The sequence below is a fragment of the Aeoliella fuhlenseeensis genome, assembly GCF_052161615.1.
In the GTDB taxonomy this organism is placed as follows: domain Bacteria; phylum Planctomycetota; class Planctomycetia; order Pirellulales; family Lacipirellulaceae; genus Aeoliella.
The window spans coordinates 5023041-5038956 of record NZ_CP197417.1 but is presented as its reverse complement, the minus strand read 5'-3'; the positions used below and the strand labels follow the sequence as shown (position 1 = coordinate 5038956).

Sequence of the window (15916 nt, the reverse complement as noted above, 5' to 3'; positions counted from 1 at the left end):
ACTTCCAACTCCAACTCACGCGTGCCGATGTCGTCTTACAGCCTTACGCACCTCAAGCAGCTTGAAGCCGAGAGCATCCACATCATTCGCGAAGTGGCTGCCGAGTTCAGCAATCCGGTCATGCTGTACTCGATCGGCAAGGACTCGGCGGTCATGATCCGCCTCGCCGAGAAGGCGTTCTATCCCGCCAAGCCTCCGTTCCCGATGATGCACATCGATACGACTTGGAAGTTCCGCGAGATGATCCAGTTCCGCGAGAAGCTGATGCGCGAACAGCTCGGCTGGGACCTGATCGTCCACATCAACGAAGAAGGCCGGAAGCTTGGTCTAGATCCTCTGACGCAAGGGGGCAAGCACACCACCGTCATGAAGACCGAGGGCTTGAAGCAGGCACTCGACAAGCATGGCTTCGACGCCGCGTTTGGTGGTGCTCGCCGCGACGAAGAGAAGAGCCGCGCGAAAGAGCGTGTGTTCTCCTTCCGCGACAAGTTCCATCGCTGGGACCCCAAGAATCAACGGCCCGAGCTCTGGAACCTCTACAACACCAAGGTCAACAAAGGCGAATCGATCCGCGTCTTCCCCTTGTCGAACTGGACCGAGCTCGACGTGTGGCAGTACATCCACCTCGAGAATATCCCGCTCGTCCCGCTCTACTTCGCCGCCGAACGCCCCGTCGTGAGACGCAAGATGAAGGGCTCCGAGACGCTGGTGATGGTGGACGACGACCGTCTGAAGCTCAACCCGGGTGAGAAACCCGAGATGAAGATGGTCCGCTTCCGCACCCTCGGCTGCTACCCGCTAACCGGTGCGGTGGAAAGCACAGCGACGACGCTGCCAGAGATCATCCAGGAAATGCTGCTCGCCACCACGAGCGAACGCCAAGGCCGCGCCGTCGACGACGACGACGAAGGGGGCATGGAAGACAAGAAAAAAGAAGGCTACTTCTAACAGACCTAACCACGGAAATGAACCACGGGGAGCTCCGAGGACACGGAGATAAGGAAAGAGGAACACTAATCTGCGCTAATCTTCATTAATCCTTATTAGCGACGATTAGCGCAAATTAGTGTTCCAAATCTTCTCTGCGTCCTCTGTGATCTCTGTGGTTAAGTAAATAGAGCAAACGCTATGTCACATCAAAGTGATCTAATCGCAACCGACATCGACGCCTATCTCAAGCAGCATGAGAATAAGGAGTTGTTGCGCTTCTTGACTTGTGGTTCTGTCGACGATGGCAAGAGCACGCTCATTGGCATGTTGCTCTACGAGTCGAAGATGATCTACGAGGACACCCTCGCGTCCATCGAGAAGGACTCGATCAAGCACGGCACGACCGGCGGCAAGTTCGACCCCGCGCTACTCACCGATGGTCTCAAGGCCGAACGCGAGCAGGGCATTACGATCGACGTAGCTTACCGGTATTTCTCAACCGCCAAACGCAAGTTCATCATCGCCGACTGCCCGGGGCACGAGCAGTACACGCGCAACATGGCGACCGGCGCTTCGACCTGCGACCTCGCCATCATCTTGATCGACGCCCGTCACGGCGTGATGAAGCAGACCAAACGGCACTCGTTCATTGTGTCGCTGTTGGGCATCAAGCACGTGCTGGTTGCCGTCAACAAGATGGACCTGGTGGATTACAGTGAGGAACGATTTAACGAAATCGTCCGCGACTACCGCGAGTTCGCCACGCGACTCGAAATGCCCGACCAGCACTTCATTCCGATCAGCGCGCTCAATGGCGATAATCTGCTGGAGCGAAGCCCGAAGATGCCGTGGTACGATGGCTCGACGCTCATGCACCATTTGGAGAACGTGCACATTGCAAGCGATCGCAACCTGATCGACTTCCGCATGCCGGTGCAGTACGTCAATCGTCCGAACCTCAATTTCCGCGGCTTCTGCGGCACCATCGCCTCGGGCACCGTTTCGAAGGGCGACACCATCATGGTGCTGCCGTCGAAGAAGACAAGCAAGGTCAAGAGCATCGTCACCTACGATGGCGATCTCGAAGAAGCGTTCGCGCCCCTCTCGATCACCATCACCACCGAAGACGAAATCGATATCAGCCGCGGCGACATGCTCGTCCGGCCCGATAATCAGCCGACGATCACCGACAAGTTCGAAGCCACGCTGGTCTGGATGGCCGAGGAGCCTCTGCTGCCGGGCAAGGACTATCTGATCAAGCAGGCGTGCAGCGTCACGCCGGGTCGCATTAGCACGCTTCGCTACGAGATCGACGTCAACACGCTGCATCGCAGTCCGACCTCGCAACTCAAGCTCAACGAGATCGGTCGCGTTCAGATGCAGCTTAGCCGCCCGATTGCGCTCGACGACTATCGTCGTAACAAGGGGACCGGCGCGTTCATTGTGGTCGACCGCGTGTCGAACATCACCGTCGCCGCGGGCATGATCCTCGACCGCAAAACAGCCGACCAGAACGACCACTGGGACGACGAAGCGAGCGAAGACCTCGAAGTACGCACCAGCCCCGTCACTTCCGCCGAGCGCGAAGCTCGTTTCGGCCAGAAGCCGGTGACGGTGCTGCTCACCGGTCTTCCCGCCGCCGGTAAGACGCCGATCGCGAACGCCGTGGAGCGAATGCTGTTCGACCGCGGTCGCGCGGTCGCGGTGATCGATGGCCAGAACATGCGACGCGGTTTGTCGCGTGACCTCGGCTTCTCGGTCGACGATCGTAGCGAGAACGTTCGCCGTGCCGCCGAAGTTGCCAAGACGCTCAACGCCTCGGGACTTATCACCATTGCCGCGTTCGTGGCTCCTCACGAAGCGGTTCGCCAAAAGGCCGCCGAAGTGATCGGCCGCGATCGCTTCCTGGTGGCTCATGTCGCCGCCCCCGTGGAGTGGTGCCGCGAGCACGACGACCAGGGCATCTACGCCAAGGCCGACACCGGCGAAATCGGCGGCTTCCCTGGCGTCTCCGCCGACTACGAACCACCCACCGCCCCCGACCTCGTGCTCAGCACGCACGAGAAGTCGGTCGAAGAGTGCGCGAAGCAAGTCGTCGCGATGCTGGAGAAACGCGGGGTGATCTAGGTGGGCGAGATCCCCATCAATCGCCAGCAATCTTCCGCCGGCTGGGCGCGTTTCCATGCACGAAGTTCTCACTTGGTTGAAAGCCCACTCGCACCTTTTGTGGTGGCTTGCTGCGCTTTCGGCGGTGATGTTCGTGGTGACGCTCGTGCTGGTGCCGGTGATTGTGGTTCGTATCCCGAGTGATTACTTCCTGCACAAGACTCGGCCGCGAATCGACTGGTTGCCAAATCACCGCCTCTTGCGTGGTTTGGTGATTGTTGGAAAGAACTTGCTTGGCGCACTGCTGCTCCTGGTCGGCATTGCCATGCTCGTCCTGCCGGGGCAGGGGATCCTCACCATGCTCATCGGCCTGATGCTAATGGACTTCCCCAGCACCTACCGCCTCGAACGCTGGCTGGTCCGCCAAGGCCCCACGCTCCGCGGCATCAACTGGATGCGTGCGCGGGCGAAGCAGGCACCGCTGGAGATGGGAAGTTGACCTGGGTGCTATAATCGCGGAACCGTTAACCGCTGCTCCTCCATTGTGCGTGAGATGCATTCATGTGTTCATTTCAGATGCTCTTTCGCGTCCTACTGGCAACAACCATCGCCTCGGTGGTGATGGCCGACGAGCCTGCCGAATCCCTCCGCCACGCCCATGCTCATAACGACTACTACCACACACGCCCGCTCCTCGATGCGCTCGATCAAGGTTTCAACAGTGTTGAGGCGGATGTGTTTCTCGTCGATGGCCAGTTGCTCGTTGGGCACGATCGGCATGAGCTGCGGCCTGAGCGGTCGCTTCGTAAGCTCTATCTCGAACCGCTGAGCGAGCGCGTCAAGAAGCGTGGCGGGTACGTGCACGAGCAGGGTGCGAGGTTCTTTCTGTTTGTTGACATCAAGGACAATGCCGAGCGAACGCGCGAGGCACTTGGCAAGTTGCTTGGTGAGTACTCCAGCATGGTGGGGCGGGACGAATCGGACGAAGACGCACCCATGCCGGCGGTCACGGTGGTGTTGTCGGGGGCGGAGCCTCGCCGTGGGATTGTGGTCGACGGCACACGGCTCGCGGGGGCGGATGGGCGGCTTTCGGATCTCGATTCCGAAATTTCCGCGGCGGAGATGCCGGTGATCAGCGACCACTGGGGGCAGCACTTCGGCTGGCTCGGCATCAACACGTTGCCCGAGGAGCAGCGCGCGAGGCTTCGCGAGGTTACCCGCAAGGCCCACGAGTCGGGCCGGGTGGTTCGGTTCTGGGCGACGCTTGATTCGGAGAATCTCTGGGGAACGCTACTCGACAACGACGTCGATCTGCTCAATACCGACGACCTCGACCGTTTGGCGAAGTTCCTTCGGGGTCGCGACGAGTAAAGTCGCGTGGCCATTGCCCGTGCGACCTAGCTGATTTTACTCCTGGTGGGAGTTGGCTCGCGACGGGTTTGCCTGCAGGCGAAAGTTGAGAAATTGTTTCACGTGAAACAATTTTCACGCGCTCGACCAAATCCTCGGGGGGACTTTAGTGAAAATGTTTCACGTGAAACATTCTGGGCACGTGGCAATATTTTCACGCGTGCAATAATGTATATGCACCAAGGCGGGCGTTCCCGTACCCCGATTGGAGCATGGTGGTGAGTACTTTCAAGTCACTTTTTTCGCAGAAAGTGGAAATTGTCGATTAGCTCCTTGTTCCCACGCTCTGGGTGGGAACACACTGGGCGACCGCTCTGCGGTCCTTCGTGGGCTAGGGCCGCGGAGCGGCCGGGCATGCATTCCCACGCGGAGCGTGGGAACGAGGTGGGGAGATGAGGTGAAGGCGTCCGGTTAGATCGCGACGTATTTGCCGGTGGGGAGTTGGCGGACTTTGCCGAGGGACTCTAGGGTTTCGAGGAGCTCGGCGATGCGTTCGCGATTGGCGCGGGTGAAGTGTTTGGCGACGTCGGCGTCGTCGGCGGGGCTGGCGATGGTGGTGAGCGTCGAGGCGACGGCGGCGGCTTGTTCGCTGAGCGCGGTGGGCCACTTTTGTTTTTTGATCTTTTCGGTGGCCTTTGATTTGGCCTTCGACTTGGCCTTGTCTCTGCCCTTGGTGGGCTTGTCGTCGTCCCCGTCGTCTGCGATGTCGTCGTCGGTGGTCGTGATGCCGCGCTGGGTGACTCCCTCGGGGTTCTGATACTCGGGGCGGAGCCAGCGGATGATGCCGCGTTTTTCTTCTTCGGCCCGCTCGTGATTGAGGGCGACGAGTCGTTCGAGGATCTCTTCGCCCGTGAGATCGACGGGCCAGCCATAGGCTTCGGCCACGGCGGCGTCGAGGTCGTCGTGGATCTGGCGGAGGACGCTGACGAGTCCCCACTCGTGAATCTCCCGCTCTTTAGCTGACAACGCTTCCTCACTCCGCAGCTTCTCCAGCACGTTGTACATGCCGGTCATCGTGAGCTTGGGGTGGAGCTGTTGCTGCCTTTTGCGATGCGCGTCGAGTTGCTCGCCGAGGCGACAAAAAGACTTGCGATTCAAGACAGCTTGCCGATGAGTGCGTCAGTTTAAGGGTTTAACGCCAGTATCACACCGACGGCTCGGAGCATTTCGAATGGTGGGGTGCATGGGACTTCAAAGGTAGAAGCAACATCAGGTAGCTTGATCTTAGATTTCGATTCAGGAGAAGCAACTTCATAGGTAGCGATGACACAACCGAAAACGTTTGCGTACGCCACAAGCCACGGATCGGCGCCACTTGCGAATTTCTGCTTGGCCGCTTCCTTATACTGACTATTTCCTTGCACGCTGCGTATAACTTCGGCATAGGCTGCTTGCACCCGCTTGTCGGTTATCGGCGCAAAGAACCCTTTAGGCGCAGTGCCAGTTGTCCAGCGTGTGAGGTCATCTTTCCCTCTCTTGAGCTCCCTGTGTACGGGTTCAATACTTCGCAGTCGATCCGTAAGGTGATGACGCAACAGCGCGTCCCAGAACCCTGGGCAGAAGTCGAAGCCATAGTGCTGCCGTTTGGCACTTATGAAGGTGTCTGCATCGAGCAAGTAGGTGATTGGCGATGTCATAGCTCGCCTTTGCGAGTCAGCAAGCGAGCGTACTTGTCAAAAGTATCGCCATAGAGACGAGTTAAATCGTACGCATCGGAATAAGGAAGTCTGCCGGCTTGTGCTGCTGCTACGACTGTCCGACCGAAACGACGTCCAATTCGGGTGTTCTGCGTGTTCCAAAAGTTGCCTCCCGGCTCTTGCCTCTCATGACGTTCTCGTTCGCGGCTCATGTATCGTCGATAGAATGCAAAGAACTGCTCGCTCGACAGCAGGCCACAATCTCTCGCTCGACGTGCTATAACGATCGGGCTGACTTTGAATCGGCGTGCCAATCCGACAATAGCTCCATCGTCGCCGGAAGAACTCGTCCAAGCTCCTTCAAGCCACGTCGCTGGGACTAAGAACTCCGCCGCAACTTGGTTGCAGAATTGTTCCACATCGTCGTCCGAGGGTTGGGTGGCTTCTAGGTCAAACAACGCACTCCGCCCGATCCACACATGTACCAGCTCATGGGCGATGGTGACCATTTGGGCGACTCTAAAGTCAGCTCCATTAACGAAGATTAGTGGCGCGATGCGATCCACCAGTACAAAACCTTGAAACTCGTCTGGATCGAGTTTTCGTTTCGTGCTGTTACCGACAACTCCATTTACGAAGATGAGGATGCCCGCGTCTTCGATGTGGTCACGGAATAATCGCAGTGCATCTTGGTAACTCGAGAGGTTTCGAGCCCAACCATCGGATAGCCCCAATTCGTCTCGCATGCGTGTGGCTAGCGTTTCAACATCATCGCCTATCTTTGCGGAGCCCACGAACGATATGGCGTCATGACCTTCCTCAATCAAGTATTCTCGCATCCAATCCTGTCGGCGCTGCATCTCGAAAATGGTTTCGATAAGATTCGGCGTGGGGGCGCGGACTCCACCATCAGTACGTGTCCGGTAATCTGGTAGTGGGAGGCTCTCACTTGGAGGCGACTCCAAGAAGAGGTAACCGAATGGCACCATCGCGCGTTTGGCGAAGGTTTGGAGCTGTTTGAGCGTGGGCTTGGATTTGCCGGCGAGCCATGCCCCAACTGCTTCTCTGTAGGCCGTCTCAGGCAGGCCAGAACGGTCCACCGCCCAGCGAAGTAGTTCGGGTTTCACATCGACGTACTGAGCCATGAATAGCGAGGAGGGTACCGATTTCCAGTTCCTATGCCTACGGCACTAAGTAATTGTAGTAGAGCGGGAGGGTCCTGTTGGCGCCAAATGTTGAAATCGCGTAAGTTGTTGCAGGGTAAGCATTTGTGCCCAACGTCGACCACCACGAGGAACGGCGGGCGACCTTCGTCCGGGGGCAAGCTTCGCGCGTAGTTGCCGGCCTGTGCGTTGGCCTTGCGCATGGCGTCGTCGAAGGTCTTGGTGCCCCGCGTGCCGTGACCGGTACGGCTGCGCTTGCGGCGTTCGAGCTCGGCTTCGGAGAGTGGCTGTTGCTGGTCGTCGCGCTCGACACCCTGCTTGGTTTCGCAGACGAAGTGTTGGCGGCGGTAGAGGTCGATGAAGCCGGTGGTGGTGGTGCCGTCGCGGTTGTCGAGGGGGACGCTGCGTTCGAAGACGTAGGCGTTTTGGGCGTTGTCGTCGGAAGCGGGGTCGGGGCGCTGGACGGCTAGCAGGTCGCAGAGTTCGGTGAGGAACATCTGGTAGTTGGCCCGCTCGGCTCCGCCGGACGACTTCCAACGGGTGATGAACGATTGAGCGGGGTCGCTATCCGTGCGAGGCGTTGGCATGCGAGAAGAGCTTGGGGCGAGCGAGGCGGGGAACCGAAGCGTGTAAGGTAATGGGTGGAGGGGGTGGGTGCAACTTGGCGGGGGGGATAAAGGCGAGCCGGGAGCGTCAGCGACCGGAGGGAAGGAGGAGAAACTTCTCTACTCCGGTCGCTGACGCTCCCGGCTCGCCTAAGAAGGAAAACGCGGAGTCCACTCGCGGGGCTGGCCCCCTCACCCTAGCCCTCTCCCCCAAATCGTTCGCGGTTGAGCGTGAGAGAATGGGGCGTGGGGTGCGCGAACGATTGGGGGGAGAGGGGACGAATAAGGCAACGTGGGAATCGCCGGATCAAGCTCCGCGCCAATCCTGTTCGGCCCGCGATTTGCGCCTCACTAAGTTTAGACTTAGCGGGGCTCTTATTTTTGGGCTTGCGCGATGGAATCAGGTGGATTCTACTAGTTGCATGGCGAGTCCTAAGCGCAAGTTGGTCGAGGCCCGGGAGGTAACGGGGCTAAAGTACTTTGATGTGCTTGCTCCGCTGTTGGGGCGGTTGCACGAGGTGGGGTGCGAGCGGGATCGGGCCGGGAATCGGCAGTTGCACTACGACCAGTACTGCATGCTGGTGCTGTTGTATTTTTACAATCCGGTCGTCTCCTCTCTGCGGGCGATCCAGCAGGCCAGCGAACTGAAGAAGGTACAGAAGAAGCTAGGCTGTCCCCGAGCTTCGCTCGGCTCGCTGTCCGAAGCCACGCGGGTGTTCGATCCCGAAGCCCTGCAGGGCGTGATTGCGGATTTGGCCGATCAACTCCAGCCGCTGGATCGTGATGCACGAGTTAAAGATATCCGCCATACGCTGATGCTGGTCGATGGAACCTTGTTAACGGCCCTTCCACGCATGATGGAGGCGGCCGTTCTAAAGCAGCAGACCGGATCGGGCCTCGTGAAATGGCGATTGCACACCCAGTTCGAAGTGGATCGACACCTGCCACACATCGAAGTGACCGACGGCACTAACGGGGGAGACAACGACGAACGGGTGGTCCTGGCCCGTCATCTACGCAGCGATTGCTGCTACGTGATGGACCGCGGTTACGCCAAGTTCTCGCTGTTCAATCAGATTCACCAGATGAATAGCAGCTATGTCTGCCGGATTCGCGACAATAGCCGGATCGAGACCATCGAGTCGCGACCATTAAGCGAAGAAGACCAAGCCGCGGGGATCGTGAGCGACGAAGTCGTCCAACTCGGTGGCCTGAAGGCCAAGGAGACCGGCAGAATCGATCATTCGGTACGGGTAGTGACGATTCGCGTCACACCGCATCCCAAACGCGGAGGGAAAGCGCATTCGGCTCCCGGCAACGATGGCTACCTGCGTCTGGTAACCAACCTGCTCGATCCACCGGCATCGATCATCGCCTTGCTGTACCAGTATCGCTGGGCAATTGAGATCTTCTTCCGCTTCTTCAAGCATATCCTCGGTTGCCGGCACTTGCTCAGTCACGACGAGCGTGGCATCCAGATTCAAACGTACTGCGCGATCATCGCGTGCCTGCTGATCAGCCTGTGGACGGGGCGTAAGCCCACGCTGCGGACGTACGAAATGATCTGCTACTACCTGTGTGGAATGGCCGACCAAGAGGAGCTCTTAGCGCACATTAAGAAACTCCAGCCGCAGGGTGCCTAGGGGACTCGCGTCTTCTCGACAGCGAGAAGGATGACTGCTGCGCGGATGGCTACAACACCATCCCTCCCTCTAAACTCCAAGGCACTCGACCTCCCAACAACACACTCCGTAAGCAACCGAAAGCTAAACAGCAATCATCGGGCCGAACAGGATTGGCGCGGAGCTTGATCGCGGCCTACTTGCTTCAAACTATCCGGGGGCGGGGACGCCCCGGCTCGCCTAAGAAGGAAAATGCGGAGTTCGCTCGCAGGGCTGGCCCCCTCACCCTAGCCCTCTCCCCCAAATCGTTCGCGGTTGAGCGTGAGAGAATGGGGCGTGGGGTGCGCGAACGATTGGGGGGAGAGGGGACGAATAAGGCAACGTGGGAAGCGCCGGATCGGCGCGGAGCTGATCGCGGCCTACGGGGTCACCAGTTCATTGCGGTGATGGAGAGTTGCAGGACCGTGGCGATGGAGACCCATACGAGGTAGGGAACTTGGGCGATGGCGACCCAAGGGTAGTATCGCCAGATGGCGATCATCATCCAGAGGATGGTGACTCCGACGATCAGGATGTCGATCGAAGCGAGGGGTAGATTGCGGAGCCCAAACTGGATGGGGGTGAAGAGCAGATTGGCGACGAGGTTAATCGCAAAGGGGAGGGCGACGAGCCAGGGGAGTTTTCGCCGGAATGCCTGGACGAATACGAAGCCGAAGGTGATGAGGATGATGGGGTAGAGGATTCGCCAGATGAGGCCGATGGTCGCTGGCTGCGGCGTCCAGTCGGGCTTGGCCAGCGAGTTGTACCATTCGAGCCATTCCATTTGCGGGTCCCGATGCAATCGCTGCGATTACGGCGATGAAGAACGGCGAGCTTGATGCTCTCGAAGACTGTCCGACGAGGCGTCGCTCGTCGGCGCCACCCGCGTTAACGTCATCCTCGCGCAGGCGGGGATCCAGGGGCTCAGCTTGGAGGCTGGGTTCCCGCCTGCGCGGGAATGACGGCGTGAGAAATTGCGTAACGAAGTTTGCCCCTAGAAAATCGAAGAGCGGGAGACGGGATTCGAACCCGCGACGTCCAGCTTGGGAAGCTAGCACTCTACCACTGAGTTACTCCCGCGTCAGGATCAATCCTAATCGAGCTGGTAGAACCGGTGCAACTGGTGCCGCGGTATTTTCTCAGGCAGGGGCGAGGTGGGTGGGGCCGGTTGTAGGGGTGGCGTGCTGGGCGGTGCGAGGTAGGGTTGGGTAGTTGACCTCCATTGTTCCTTTGCCCGCTTTTTCCCTGCCGTCATGTTGCTGCGAACTTCTCAACGCCCTCGTCGCGGGTTCTCGCTGATGGAGCTGCTGGTGGTGGTGACCATCCTCGGGGTGCTCGCCATGATGATCGTGCCGCGGATTTCGGTGACGGCTCTTACGGCTGAGCAGCGGGTGGACGAGCAGAATCGGGCGCTCGTGAACACGGCGATCGAGCGGTACTACATCGCCGAGGGCGTGTGGCCGGCGGACTTAGGAGTGCTGGGGAGCGATCCCGATTACTTTCCCGATGGCCTGCCGGTGAGTCCGCTCACGGGGAGTGCTTATACGATGGATGCGGTGACGCATCGGGTGGAGTGATGAGGAAGTCCCCTCTCCCCGACCCGCGCTGAGGGTCTGGGAGAGGGGACTTCATCACCAGAAAACTGTGGGAGGGCTCTCCGAGCCCGATCTTATTCTAGCCGTTTTGGCGCTCGCCACGGTCTTTTGGGGATCAACCGTGGCTAGCGCCATGCGGCTAATAGGATCACCTGATTCTTGGCAATCGGGCTCAGAGAGCCCTCCCACACCCACAATTGCTTACAGCTCTAACTGCTGGGCGGCGCGGAGGGTGTTGATGAGCAGCATGGCGATGGTCATGGGGCCGACGCCGCCGGGGACAGGGGTAATGTAGCTGGCTACTTTGCTCGCCGATTCGTACTCCACGTCGCCGACGAGGCCGCGGTCGATGCGGTTGACGCCGACGTCGATCACCACGGCACCGGGCTTGAGCATGTCGCCGGTGATGAACTCGGGCTTGCCGATCGCGGCGATCACGATGTCGGCTTGGCGGGTGAAGCTGGCGAGGTCCTTGGTGCGGCTGTGGCAGAGCGTGACGGTGGCGTCGGCACCCTTGGCGGCGAGCAGGATCGCGAGGGGCTTGCCGACGATGTCGCTACGTCCAACGACTACGGCGTGCTTGCCGGCGGTCTCGATGCCGGTGCGCTTGAGTAGTTGCATCACGCCGTGCGGCGTGCAGGGAAGGAAACGTGGCTTGCCCTGGACCAAGCGGCCGACGTTCACCGGGTGAAAGGCGTCGACGTCTTTCGCCGGCGAGACGGCTTGGAGCACCAAGTCGGTGTCCATGTGGGCGGGGAGCGGAAGCTGGACGAGGATGCCGTGAACGCTTTCGTCTTTGTTGAGCTTGGCGATGAGCTTCAGCAGGTCGTCCTGCGTGGTGTCGGCGGGGAGGCGATGGAGCTGGCTATCGATGCCAACGTGTTCACACGCCTTGACCTTGTTGCGAACGTAAACCTGGCTTGCCGGATCGTCGCCCACGAGCACCGCGGCGAGGCAGGGGACCACGCTGTTGTTTTGGATGAACTCGACCACCTCAACCGCTAGCTCGTCGCGAATCTGCTGGGCGATCAGTTTGCCGTTAATGATCTGAGCGGTATCGGGCATGGTGGTATCTGGTGGGCTGGGGAGTCGGAGACCCTCGATTGTAACGCGTTGTGCGGGGAATCGTCAGGTGGCCGCGGGGGCGGAAACCCCTCCCAGAAGGAGTATCCCTTCTACCCATTCAGAAACCTGTGGGAGGGCTCTGGAGAGCCCGATGGAGTGGAGTGATCGATCCGGTTGCGATGCGTTGCGATTTAGAGCGTTCGGTCCGACGAGGCGTAGCTCGTCGGCTATTGGGGAACAGCTTTGTACGGTGGGTGGTCCATCCGTGAAAATCCGTGTCCATCGGTGGCTGATTGTTCCGTGGAGATCCTGTAGCAGTGTCTTCTCTCTGGGGCCTCGTGGAACTCGTCCCCAGCCACCCATCGCCCCCTGCCACCCGAAGTCGTTTCGAGAATTTGGATTGACTCCTCTGGGTAGGTGTATTACTATATCAATACACATGGACAGCCAAGCTTGCCAATTCGAGATCACTCCGTCGAGCGGCGTGCCGATCTATCGGCAGATCGTCGATCAGGTGCTCGCGATGGTGGCCGGCGGGCAGCTTGCGGCGGGCGATTTCTTGCCGAGCGTTCGGCAGGTGGCTCGTGCGGCGGACGTGAACCCGATGACCGTCAGCAAGGCTTACGGCCTGCTGGAGGCCGAGGGAGTGGTCGCACGGATGCGAGGGCAGGGGATGTGCGTGACGGCGGCCGCGAACACCGGGCCGCTGGCCGAACGCAAACAGCAGGTGCAAGAGCTGCTGCTGCCAGCGATTCATCGCGCGCGGCTGTTGGGGCTTAGCGACAAGCAGCTTCGTGCCGTATTCGATGTTCTTCTCAAGGACCATTCGCCATGAACCGACACACCCACGCGACGATCGAGGTCGAGGGCCTCACCAAGAATTTCGGCCCGAAGGAGGTGCTCGCAGGGCTCGATTTGGAGCTTGCGCCGGGGACGGTGCTTGGCTTACTGGGGGCAAACGGGTCGGGGAAGACGACGCTCATCAAATGCCTGCTGGGTTTGATGAAGCCGACGTCGGGGAGCGTGGCCGTGCTAGGGGACGATGCGTGGAACCTGTCGGCGGCCACCAAGTCGCGGATTGGTTACGTGCCGCAAGAAGTGGCGACCTATCCGTGGATGCGAGTGCGGCATGTGATCGACTACACCGCGGCGTTCTATCCGAACTGGAATCACGAGTTTGTCGCCGATCTGGTTCGGCGATGGCATCTGCCGCTGGAGGATCGTTCGGGGACGCTGTCGGTGGGGCAGTTGCAAACGCTCGGTATCGTGCTCGCGCTGGGGCACGAGCCGGAACTGTTGGTGCTCGACGAACCGGTGGCGAGTCTCGATCCGAGCGCGCGGCGGCAGTTCTTGCGGACGCTAATCGACATTGTCGAAGACCCCGGGCGGACGGTGCTCTTTAGTACGCACATTACGAGCGACCTGGAGCGCGTGGCGAATCAGATCGCGCTACTGCGTACCGGCAGGATCGAGTTCTGTGGCGAGCTCGATACGCTGAAAGAGCGGGTGAAGCGAATCCGAATCCTCGCCCGGCACGATCTGCCGAACACGTTTGCGATTGGCGGGGCGCTGTCGTGCACGATGGAAGGCCGCGTGGCGACGGCAACCGTGGTGGACTACTCGCCCGACATGCTGGACGAACTACGCGAGCGCTGGGAAGCCGACATCTCGGCGAGCGATTTGAACTTGGAAGAGATCTTCGTGGAACTGCACGAGTCGCGTTCGCCGCGGGCGATGGCGGCGGCCAGTAGCGAGGGGAGTTACTGAGATGAACGACTCGCTGATGCAGGTGATCTATACGTACACGACGCGGCGGTGGTTGATGTGGGGGATGTTCGGGGGCGCGATGTTGCTCGCGCTGGTAGTGGCGGCCGCGAGCTACACGTCGGGGATACCGCACCCGATGCTCGTCGGCCAGCTGCTGGGGTTACCGCTGATGTTGGGGATCCTGTGGCTAGCGATTCACGCTAAATGGCAGTTCGTGCATTCACGTGCGCGGCTCTATCCGAACTATGCGGCACCGCACTTGGCGGTGATCATTGGAATCGCCGTGGTGATGTTGGTGGTTTATCCATTGGCTCTTAGCCAGCTCCTGCGTGCTCCGACTCTGGGAGTATTGGCGTTTGCTCTGCTGTTTGGCGCGGCGGTTGTGTGGCAGATTCAATCGATGCGGGTCACCTTGTCGTTGGTGTCGCTCGCATTGTGGTTCGGTTTCTACGTACCGGGAATCGCCAGTGTATGGTTGAATCCTGACGCACGCTATGTTCCATTTCGAATTGCTGCCATTGTCATCGGGGCGGCGGGCTTCGGCGCTTGGCTTTATCGTCTGCCGAGGATGATGGAAGAAGACGATGACTACCTACTCCCGATTCAGACCAATGCCGCGAACGCTAGTCGGATCGAAAAATCGGAGTCCCGTCGGCTGCTCGCGCGGATGATTTCGCGGAGTTGGTTCACTTCGTGGGTTACCGATCGCTGGCACGATCGGCTGGCAAAAATGTCCCCGGCTCGCGAACGTGATCGCGGTCGCCTGCTGCGCTACGGTACGGTGTCGATCCCTGCACCGATGATTGGGCTGAACCTCATGGTGATGGCTGTGTTGATCGTGGCAATGCAGTACGCGATTCTGACCTCGGATCGAGATGCCGGATTTAGCACACGAGTGCCGGCGATGATTCTGGGGCAGCTCGGCGGTTTCAGCCTGTTTGTGCTGCCGATCATTTGCCAGTTCCTCTCGCAGCGTCGAGGACGGTTTGCGCAGGACCTAATGCTTCCGATGACGCGTGAGGCGTACGTCGACGGGCTTTTTCGCAGCGTCGTAGTGTCGGGCTTGTGGGGTATGCTGCCTGTGCTATTGGTGCTGGTGGGTGCGACGACCATCATCGCCCCTCAGTACTTCACCTGGACTTACGTGGCGGCCGGTCTAGTGACGATCGCGGCACTCGTCCCCATTGCAGCTGGGATATCGTTCCGGATGGTGCTGGTGGGGTCCGGGATGAAGCGAATGCTAGTCCTAATAGTGCTCTTGTACCCGCTAATCGGCGTGGCGATAGGACTGTTCGCCATAACGGCGTACGTGAACGTGGCGCTCGGCTTCGTGCTCGGTGCACTACTAGTTGGCATCGGCTATGCCGCGTGTCGCTGGGCGCGGCGGGTGTGGCTCGATGCGGAGTTGGGTTGCTTGTGATTTCGAACAGTTTCGCTTGCTAACTAGCTATTCAATAGCCGGACGGCCACGCCGTCCGTGAGAGATGGGCGCGGGGCGTCGCTTACTCCAATGAAGAATCTTGCCCTAGGCTATCGGGCTCGGAGAGCCCTCCCACAGGTCTCACAGGCTGCGAGTCAACAACTAACCCGGCGACGCGACCTTCATCATCACCAGTCCCGCGACGATCAGGCCGGCGGCGACGAGCCGGGGTGCGTTGGCTGGCTCATTGAGAACCATGATGCCGACGAGGAACGCCCCCACCGCGCCGATGCCGGTCCACACGGTGTAGGCGGTGCCGAGCGGGAGCGTGCGCATCGAGATGGCGAGCAGGGCGAAGCTGGCGATCATGGCGACCAGCGTGATGACCGAGGGCCAGAGCCGGGTGAAGCCGTGCGACTCTTTCATCGCGTAGGCCCAAACGACTTCGAGCAAACCCGCGAGCATCAACAGAATCCACGCCACCTTACACCTCTCCAAGCTAGAACGCCGGGCCGTCCCGGTCATTGCTTCCCTGGGACTGCATGTCCCGAAGTGGG

The 15916-nt window shown here is 59.8% G+C and carries 15 protein-coding genes, 1 tRNA gene and 1 pseudogene; 9 read left to right on the top strand and 8 right to left on the bottom strand.

Annotation, left to right across the window (positions count from 1 at the left end):
- Positions 1 to 9: 9 nt before the first annotated feature.
- From cysD to SH292x_RS19710, 4 genes and pseudogenes are all read left to right on the top strand, one after another.
- Positions 10 to 948 (top strand): annotated as a pseudogene (cysD, locus tag SH292x_RS19725) (sulfate adenylyltransferase subunit CysD); the annotation flags it as partial.
- A 180-nt stretch (positions 949 to 1128) separates the two neighbouring features.
- Complete coding sequence (gene cysN / locus SH292x_RS19720; protein ID WP_442482739.1) at positions 1129 to 3057, top strand: sulfate adenylyltransferase subunit CysN; 1929 nt, start codon at positions 1129 to 1131, stop codon at positions 3055 to 3057.
- Between the two features lie 55 nt (positions 3058 to 3112).
- Positions 3113 to 3535 carry a PGPGW domain-containing protein gene (locus SH292x_RS19715; protein WP_442482738.1) on the top strand — a complete coding sequence of 141 codons (423 nt, stop codon included), beginning with the start codon at positions 3113 to 3115 and terminating at the stop codon, positions 3533 to 3535.
- 77 nt (positions 3536 to 3612) lie between these two features.
- Positions 3613 to 4407, top strand: coding sequence for a hypothetical protein (locus tag SH292x_RS19710; protein ID WP_442482737.1), 795 nt, complete (start codon positions 3613 to 3615; stop codon positions 4405 to 4407).
- A 450-nt stretch (positions 4408 to 4857) separates the two neighbouring features.
- Here the strand turns inward: SH292x_RS19710 and SH292x_RS19705 are convergent, their stop codons facing one another.
- From SH292x_RS19705 to SH292x_RS19690, 4 genes are read right to left on the bottom strand one after another with little or no spacing between them, the layout of a single operon-like run.
- Positions 4858 to 5544, bottom strand: a complete 687-nt coding sequence (locus SH292x_RS19705; protein WP_442482736.1) for a hypothetical protein — start codon at positions 5542 to 5544, stop codon at positions 4858 to 4860.
- Between the two features lie 26 nt (positions 5545 to 5570).
- Entirely contained in the window at positions 5571 to 6083 is a 513-nt protein-coding gene (locus tag SH292x_RS19700; RefSeq protein ID WP_442482735.1) for a DUF4411 family protein, read from the bottom strand.
- Positions 6080 to 7228 (bottom strand): ImmA/IrrE family metallo-endopeptidase, encoded by a 1149-nt coding sequence (locus tag SH292x_RS19695; RefSeq protein WP_442482734.1) that lies wholly within the window; start codon positions 7226 to 7228, stop codon positions 6080 to 6082. Before SH292x_RS19695 ends, SH292x_RS19700 begins: the two co-directional genes overlap by 4 nt.
- A complete protein-coding gene (locus tag SH292x_RS19690; protein ID WP_442482733.1) occupies positions 7207 to 7833 on the bottom strand; it encodes a type IIL restriction-modification enzyme MmeI in 627 nt (208 codons plus the stop codon). The genes SH292x_RS19695 and SH292x_RS19690 overlap by 22 nt, the downstream gene beginning before the upstream one ends.
- A gap of 440 nt (positions 7834 to 8273) precedes the next feature.
- On the opposite strand from SH292x_RS19690, the gene SH292x_RS19685 reads away from it, so the two are divergent.
- Positions 8274 to 9494: an IS4 family transposase gene (locus SH292x_RS19685; protein ID WP_442481475.1), complete on the top strand. Its 1221-nt coding sequence runs from the start codon at positions 8274 to 8276 to the stop codon at positions 9492 to 9494.
- A 406-nt stretch (positions 9495 to 9900) separates the two neighbouring features.
- Here the strand turns inward: SH292x_RS19685 and SH292x_RS19680 are convergent, their stop codons facing one another.
- The gene (locus tag SH292x_RS19680; RefSeq protein WP_442482732.1) at positions 9901 to 10296 is read right to left on the bottom strand and encodes a TspO/MBR family protein; all 396 of its coding nucleotides are present in this window, start codon (positions 10294 to 10296) and stop codon (positions 9901 to 9903) included.
- A gap of 224 nt (positions 10297 to 10520) precedes the next feature.
- Positions 10521 to 10592: transfer RNA gene (locus SH292x_RS19675), tRNA-Gly, on the bottom strand.
- A gap of 173 nt (positions 10593 to 10765) precedes the next feature.
- Between SH292x_RS19675 and SH292x_RS19670 the strand changes: the two genes are divergently transcribed.
- Complete coding sequence (locus SH292x_RS19670; RefSeq protein ID WP_442482731.1) at positions 10766 to 11089, top strand: type II secretion system protein; 324 nt, start codon at positions 10766 to 10768, stop codon at positions 11087 to 11089.
- A 219-nt stretch (positions 11090 to 11308) separates the two neighbouring features.
- On the opposite strand, the gene folD is transcribed toward SH292x_RS19670, so the two are convergent.
- Positions 11309 to 12172, bottom strand: a complete 864-nt coding sequence (gene folD, locus SH292x_RS19665; protein ID WP_442482730.1) for a bifunctional methylenetetrahydrofolate dehydrogenase/methenyltetrahydrofolate cyclohydrolase FolD — start codon at positions 12170 to 12172, stop codon at positions 11309 to 11311.
- A gap of 439 nt (positions 12173 to 12611) precedes the next feature.
- On the opposite strand from folD, the gene SH292x_RS19660 reads away from it, so the two are divergent.
- From SH292x_RS19660 to SH292x_RS19650, 3 genes are read left to right on the top strand one after another with little or no spacing between them, the layout of a single operon-like run.
- Positions 12612 to 13007: a GntR family transcriptional regulator gene (locus SH292x_RS19660; RefSeq protein WP_442482729.1), complete on the top strand. Its 396-nt coding sequence runs from the start codon at positions 12612 to 12614 to the stop codon at positions 13005 to 13007.
- Positions 13004 to 13939, top strand: a complete 936-nt coding sequence (locus tag SH292x_RS19655) for an ABC transporter ATP-binding protein (RefSeq protein WP_442482728.1) — start codon at positions 13004 to 13006, stop codon at positions 13937 to 13939. The genes SH292x_RS19660 and SH292x_RS19655 overlap by 4 nt, the downstream gene beginning before the upstream one ends.
- Before the next feature lies 1 nt (position 13940).
- Entirely contained in the window at positions 13941 to 15359 is a 1419-nt protein-coding gene (locus SH292x_RS19650; protein WP_442482727.1) for a hypothetical protein, read from the top strand.
- A 162-nt stretch (positions 15360 to 15521) separates the two neighbouring features.
- Here SH292x_RS19650 and sugE read toward each other — a convergent pair whose 3' ends face one another.
- Positions 15522 to 15842: a quaternary ammonium compound efflux SMR transporter SugE gene (sugE, locus tag SH292x_RS19645; protein WP_442482726.1), complete on the bottom strand. Its 321-nt coding sequence runs from the start codon at positions 15840 to 15842 to the stop codon at positions 15522 to 15524.
- Positions 15843 to 15916 lie beyond the last annotated feature (74 nt).

What these genes read in the sequence shown, in the direction of transcription:
- cysN (WP_442482739.1), top strand. Translation starts at nt 1,129, where the DNA reads ATGTCACATCAAAGTGATCTAATCGCAACCGACATCGACGCCTATCTC.
- SH292x_RS19715 (WP_442482738.1), top strand. Translation starts at nt 3,113, where the DNA reads ATGCACGAAGTTCTCACTTGGTTGAAAGCCCACTCGCACCTTTTGTGG.
- SH292x_RS19710 (WP_442482737.1), top strand. Translation starts at nt 3,613, where the DNA reads ATGCTCTTTCGCGTCCTACTGGCAACAACCATCGCCTCGGTGGTGATG.
- SH292x_RS19700 (WP_442482735.1), bottom strand. Translation starts at nt 6,083, where the DNA reads ATGACATCGCCAATCACCTACTTGCTCGATGCAGACACCTTCATAAGT.
- SH292x_RS19695 (WP_442482734.1), bottom strand. Translation starts at nt 7,228, where the DNA reads ATGGCTCAGTACGTCGATGTGAAACCCGAACTACTTCGCTGGGCGGTG.
- SH292x_RS19690 (WP_442482733.1), bottom strand. Translation starts at nt 7,833, where the DNA reads ATGCCAACGCCTCGCACGGATAGCGACCCCGCTCAATCGTTCATCACC.
- SH292x_RS19685 (WP_442481475.1), top strand. Translation starts at nt 8,274, where the DNA reads ATGGCGAGTCCTAAGCGCAAGTTGGTCGAGGCCCGGGAGGTAACGGGG.
- SH292x_RS19680 (WP_442482732.1), bottom strand. Translation starts at nt 10,296, where the DNA reads ATGGAATGGCTCGAATGGTACAACTCGCTGGCCAAGCCCGACTGGACG.
- SH292x_RS19670 (WP_442482731.1), top strand. Translation starts at nt 10,766, where the DNA reads ATGTTGCTGCGAACTTCTCAACGCCCTCGTCGCGGGTTCTCGCTGATG.
- folD (WP_442482730.1), bottom strand. Translation starts at nt 12,172, where the DNA reads ATGCCCGATACCGCTCAGATCATTAACGGCAAACTGATCGCCCAGCAG.
- SH292x_RS19660 (WP_442482729.1), top strand. Translation starts at nt 12,612, where the DNA reads ATGGACAGCCAAGCTTGCCAATTCGAGATCACTCCGTCGAGCGGCGTG.
- SH292x_RS19655 (WP_442482728.1), top strand. Translation starts at nt 13,004, where the DNA reads ATGAACCGACACACCCACGCGACGATCGAGGTCGAGGGCCTCACCAAG.
- SH292x_RS19650 (WP_442482727.1), top strand. Translation starts at nt 13,941, where the DNA reads ATGAACGACTCGCTGATGCAGGTGATCTATACGTACACGACGCGGCGG.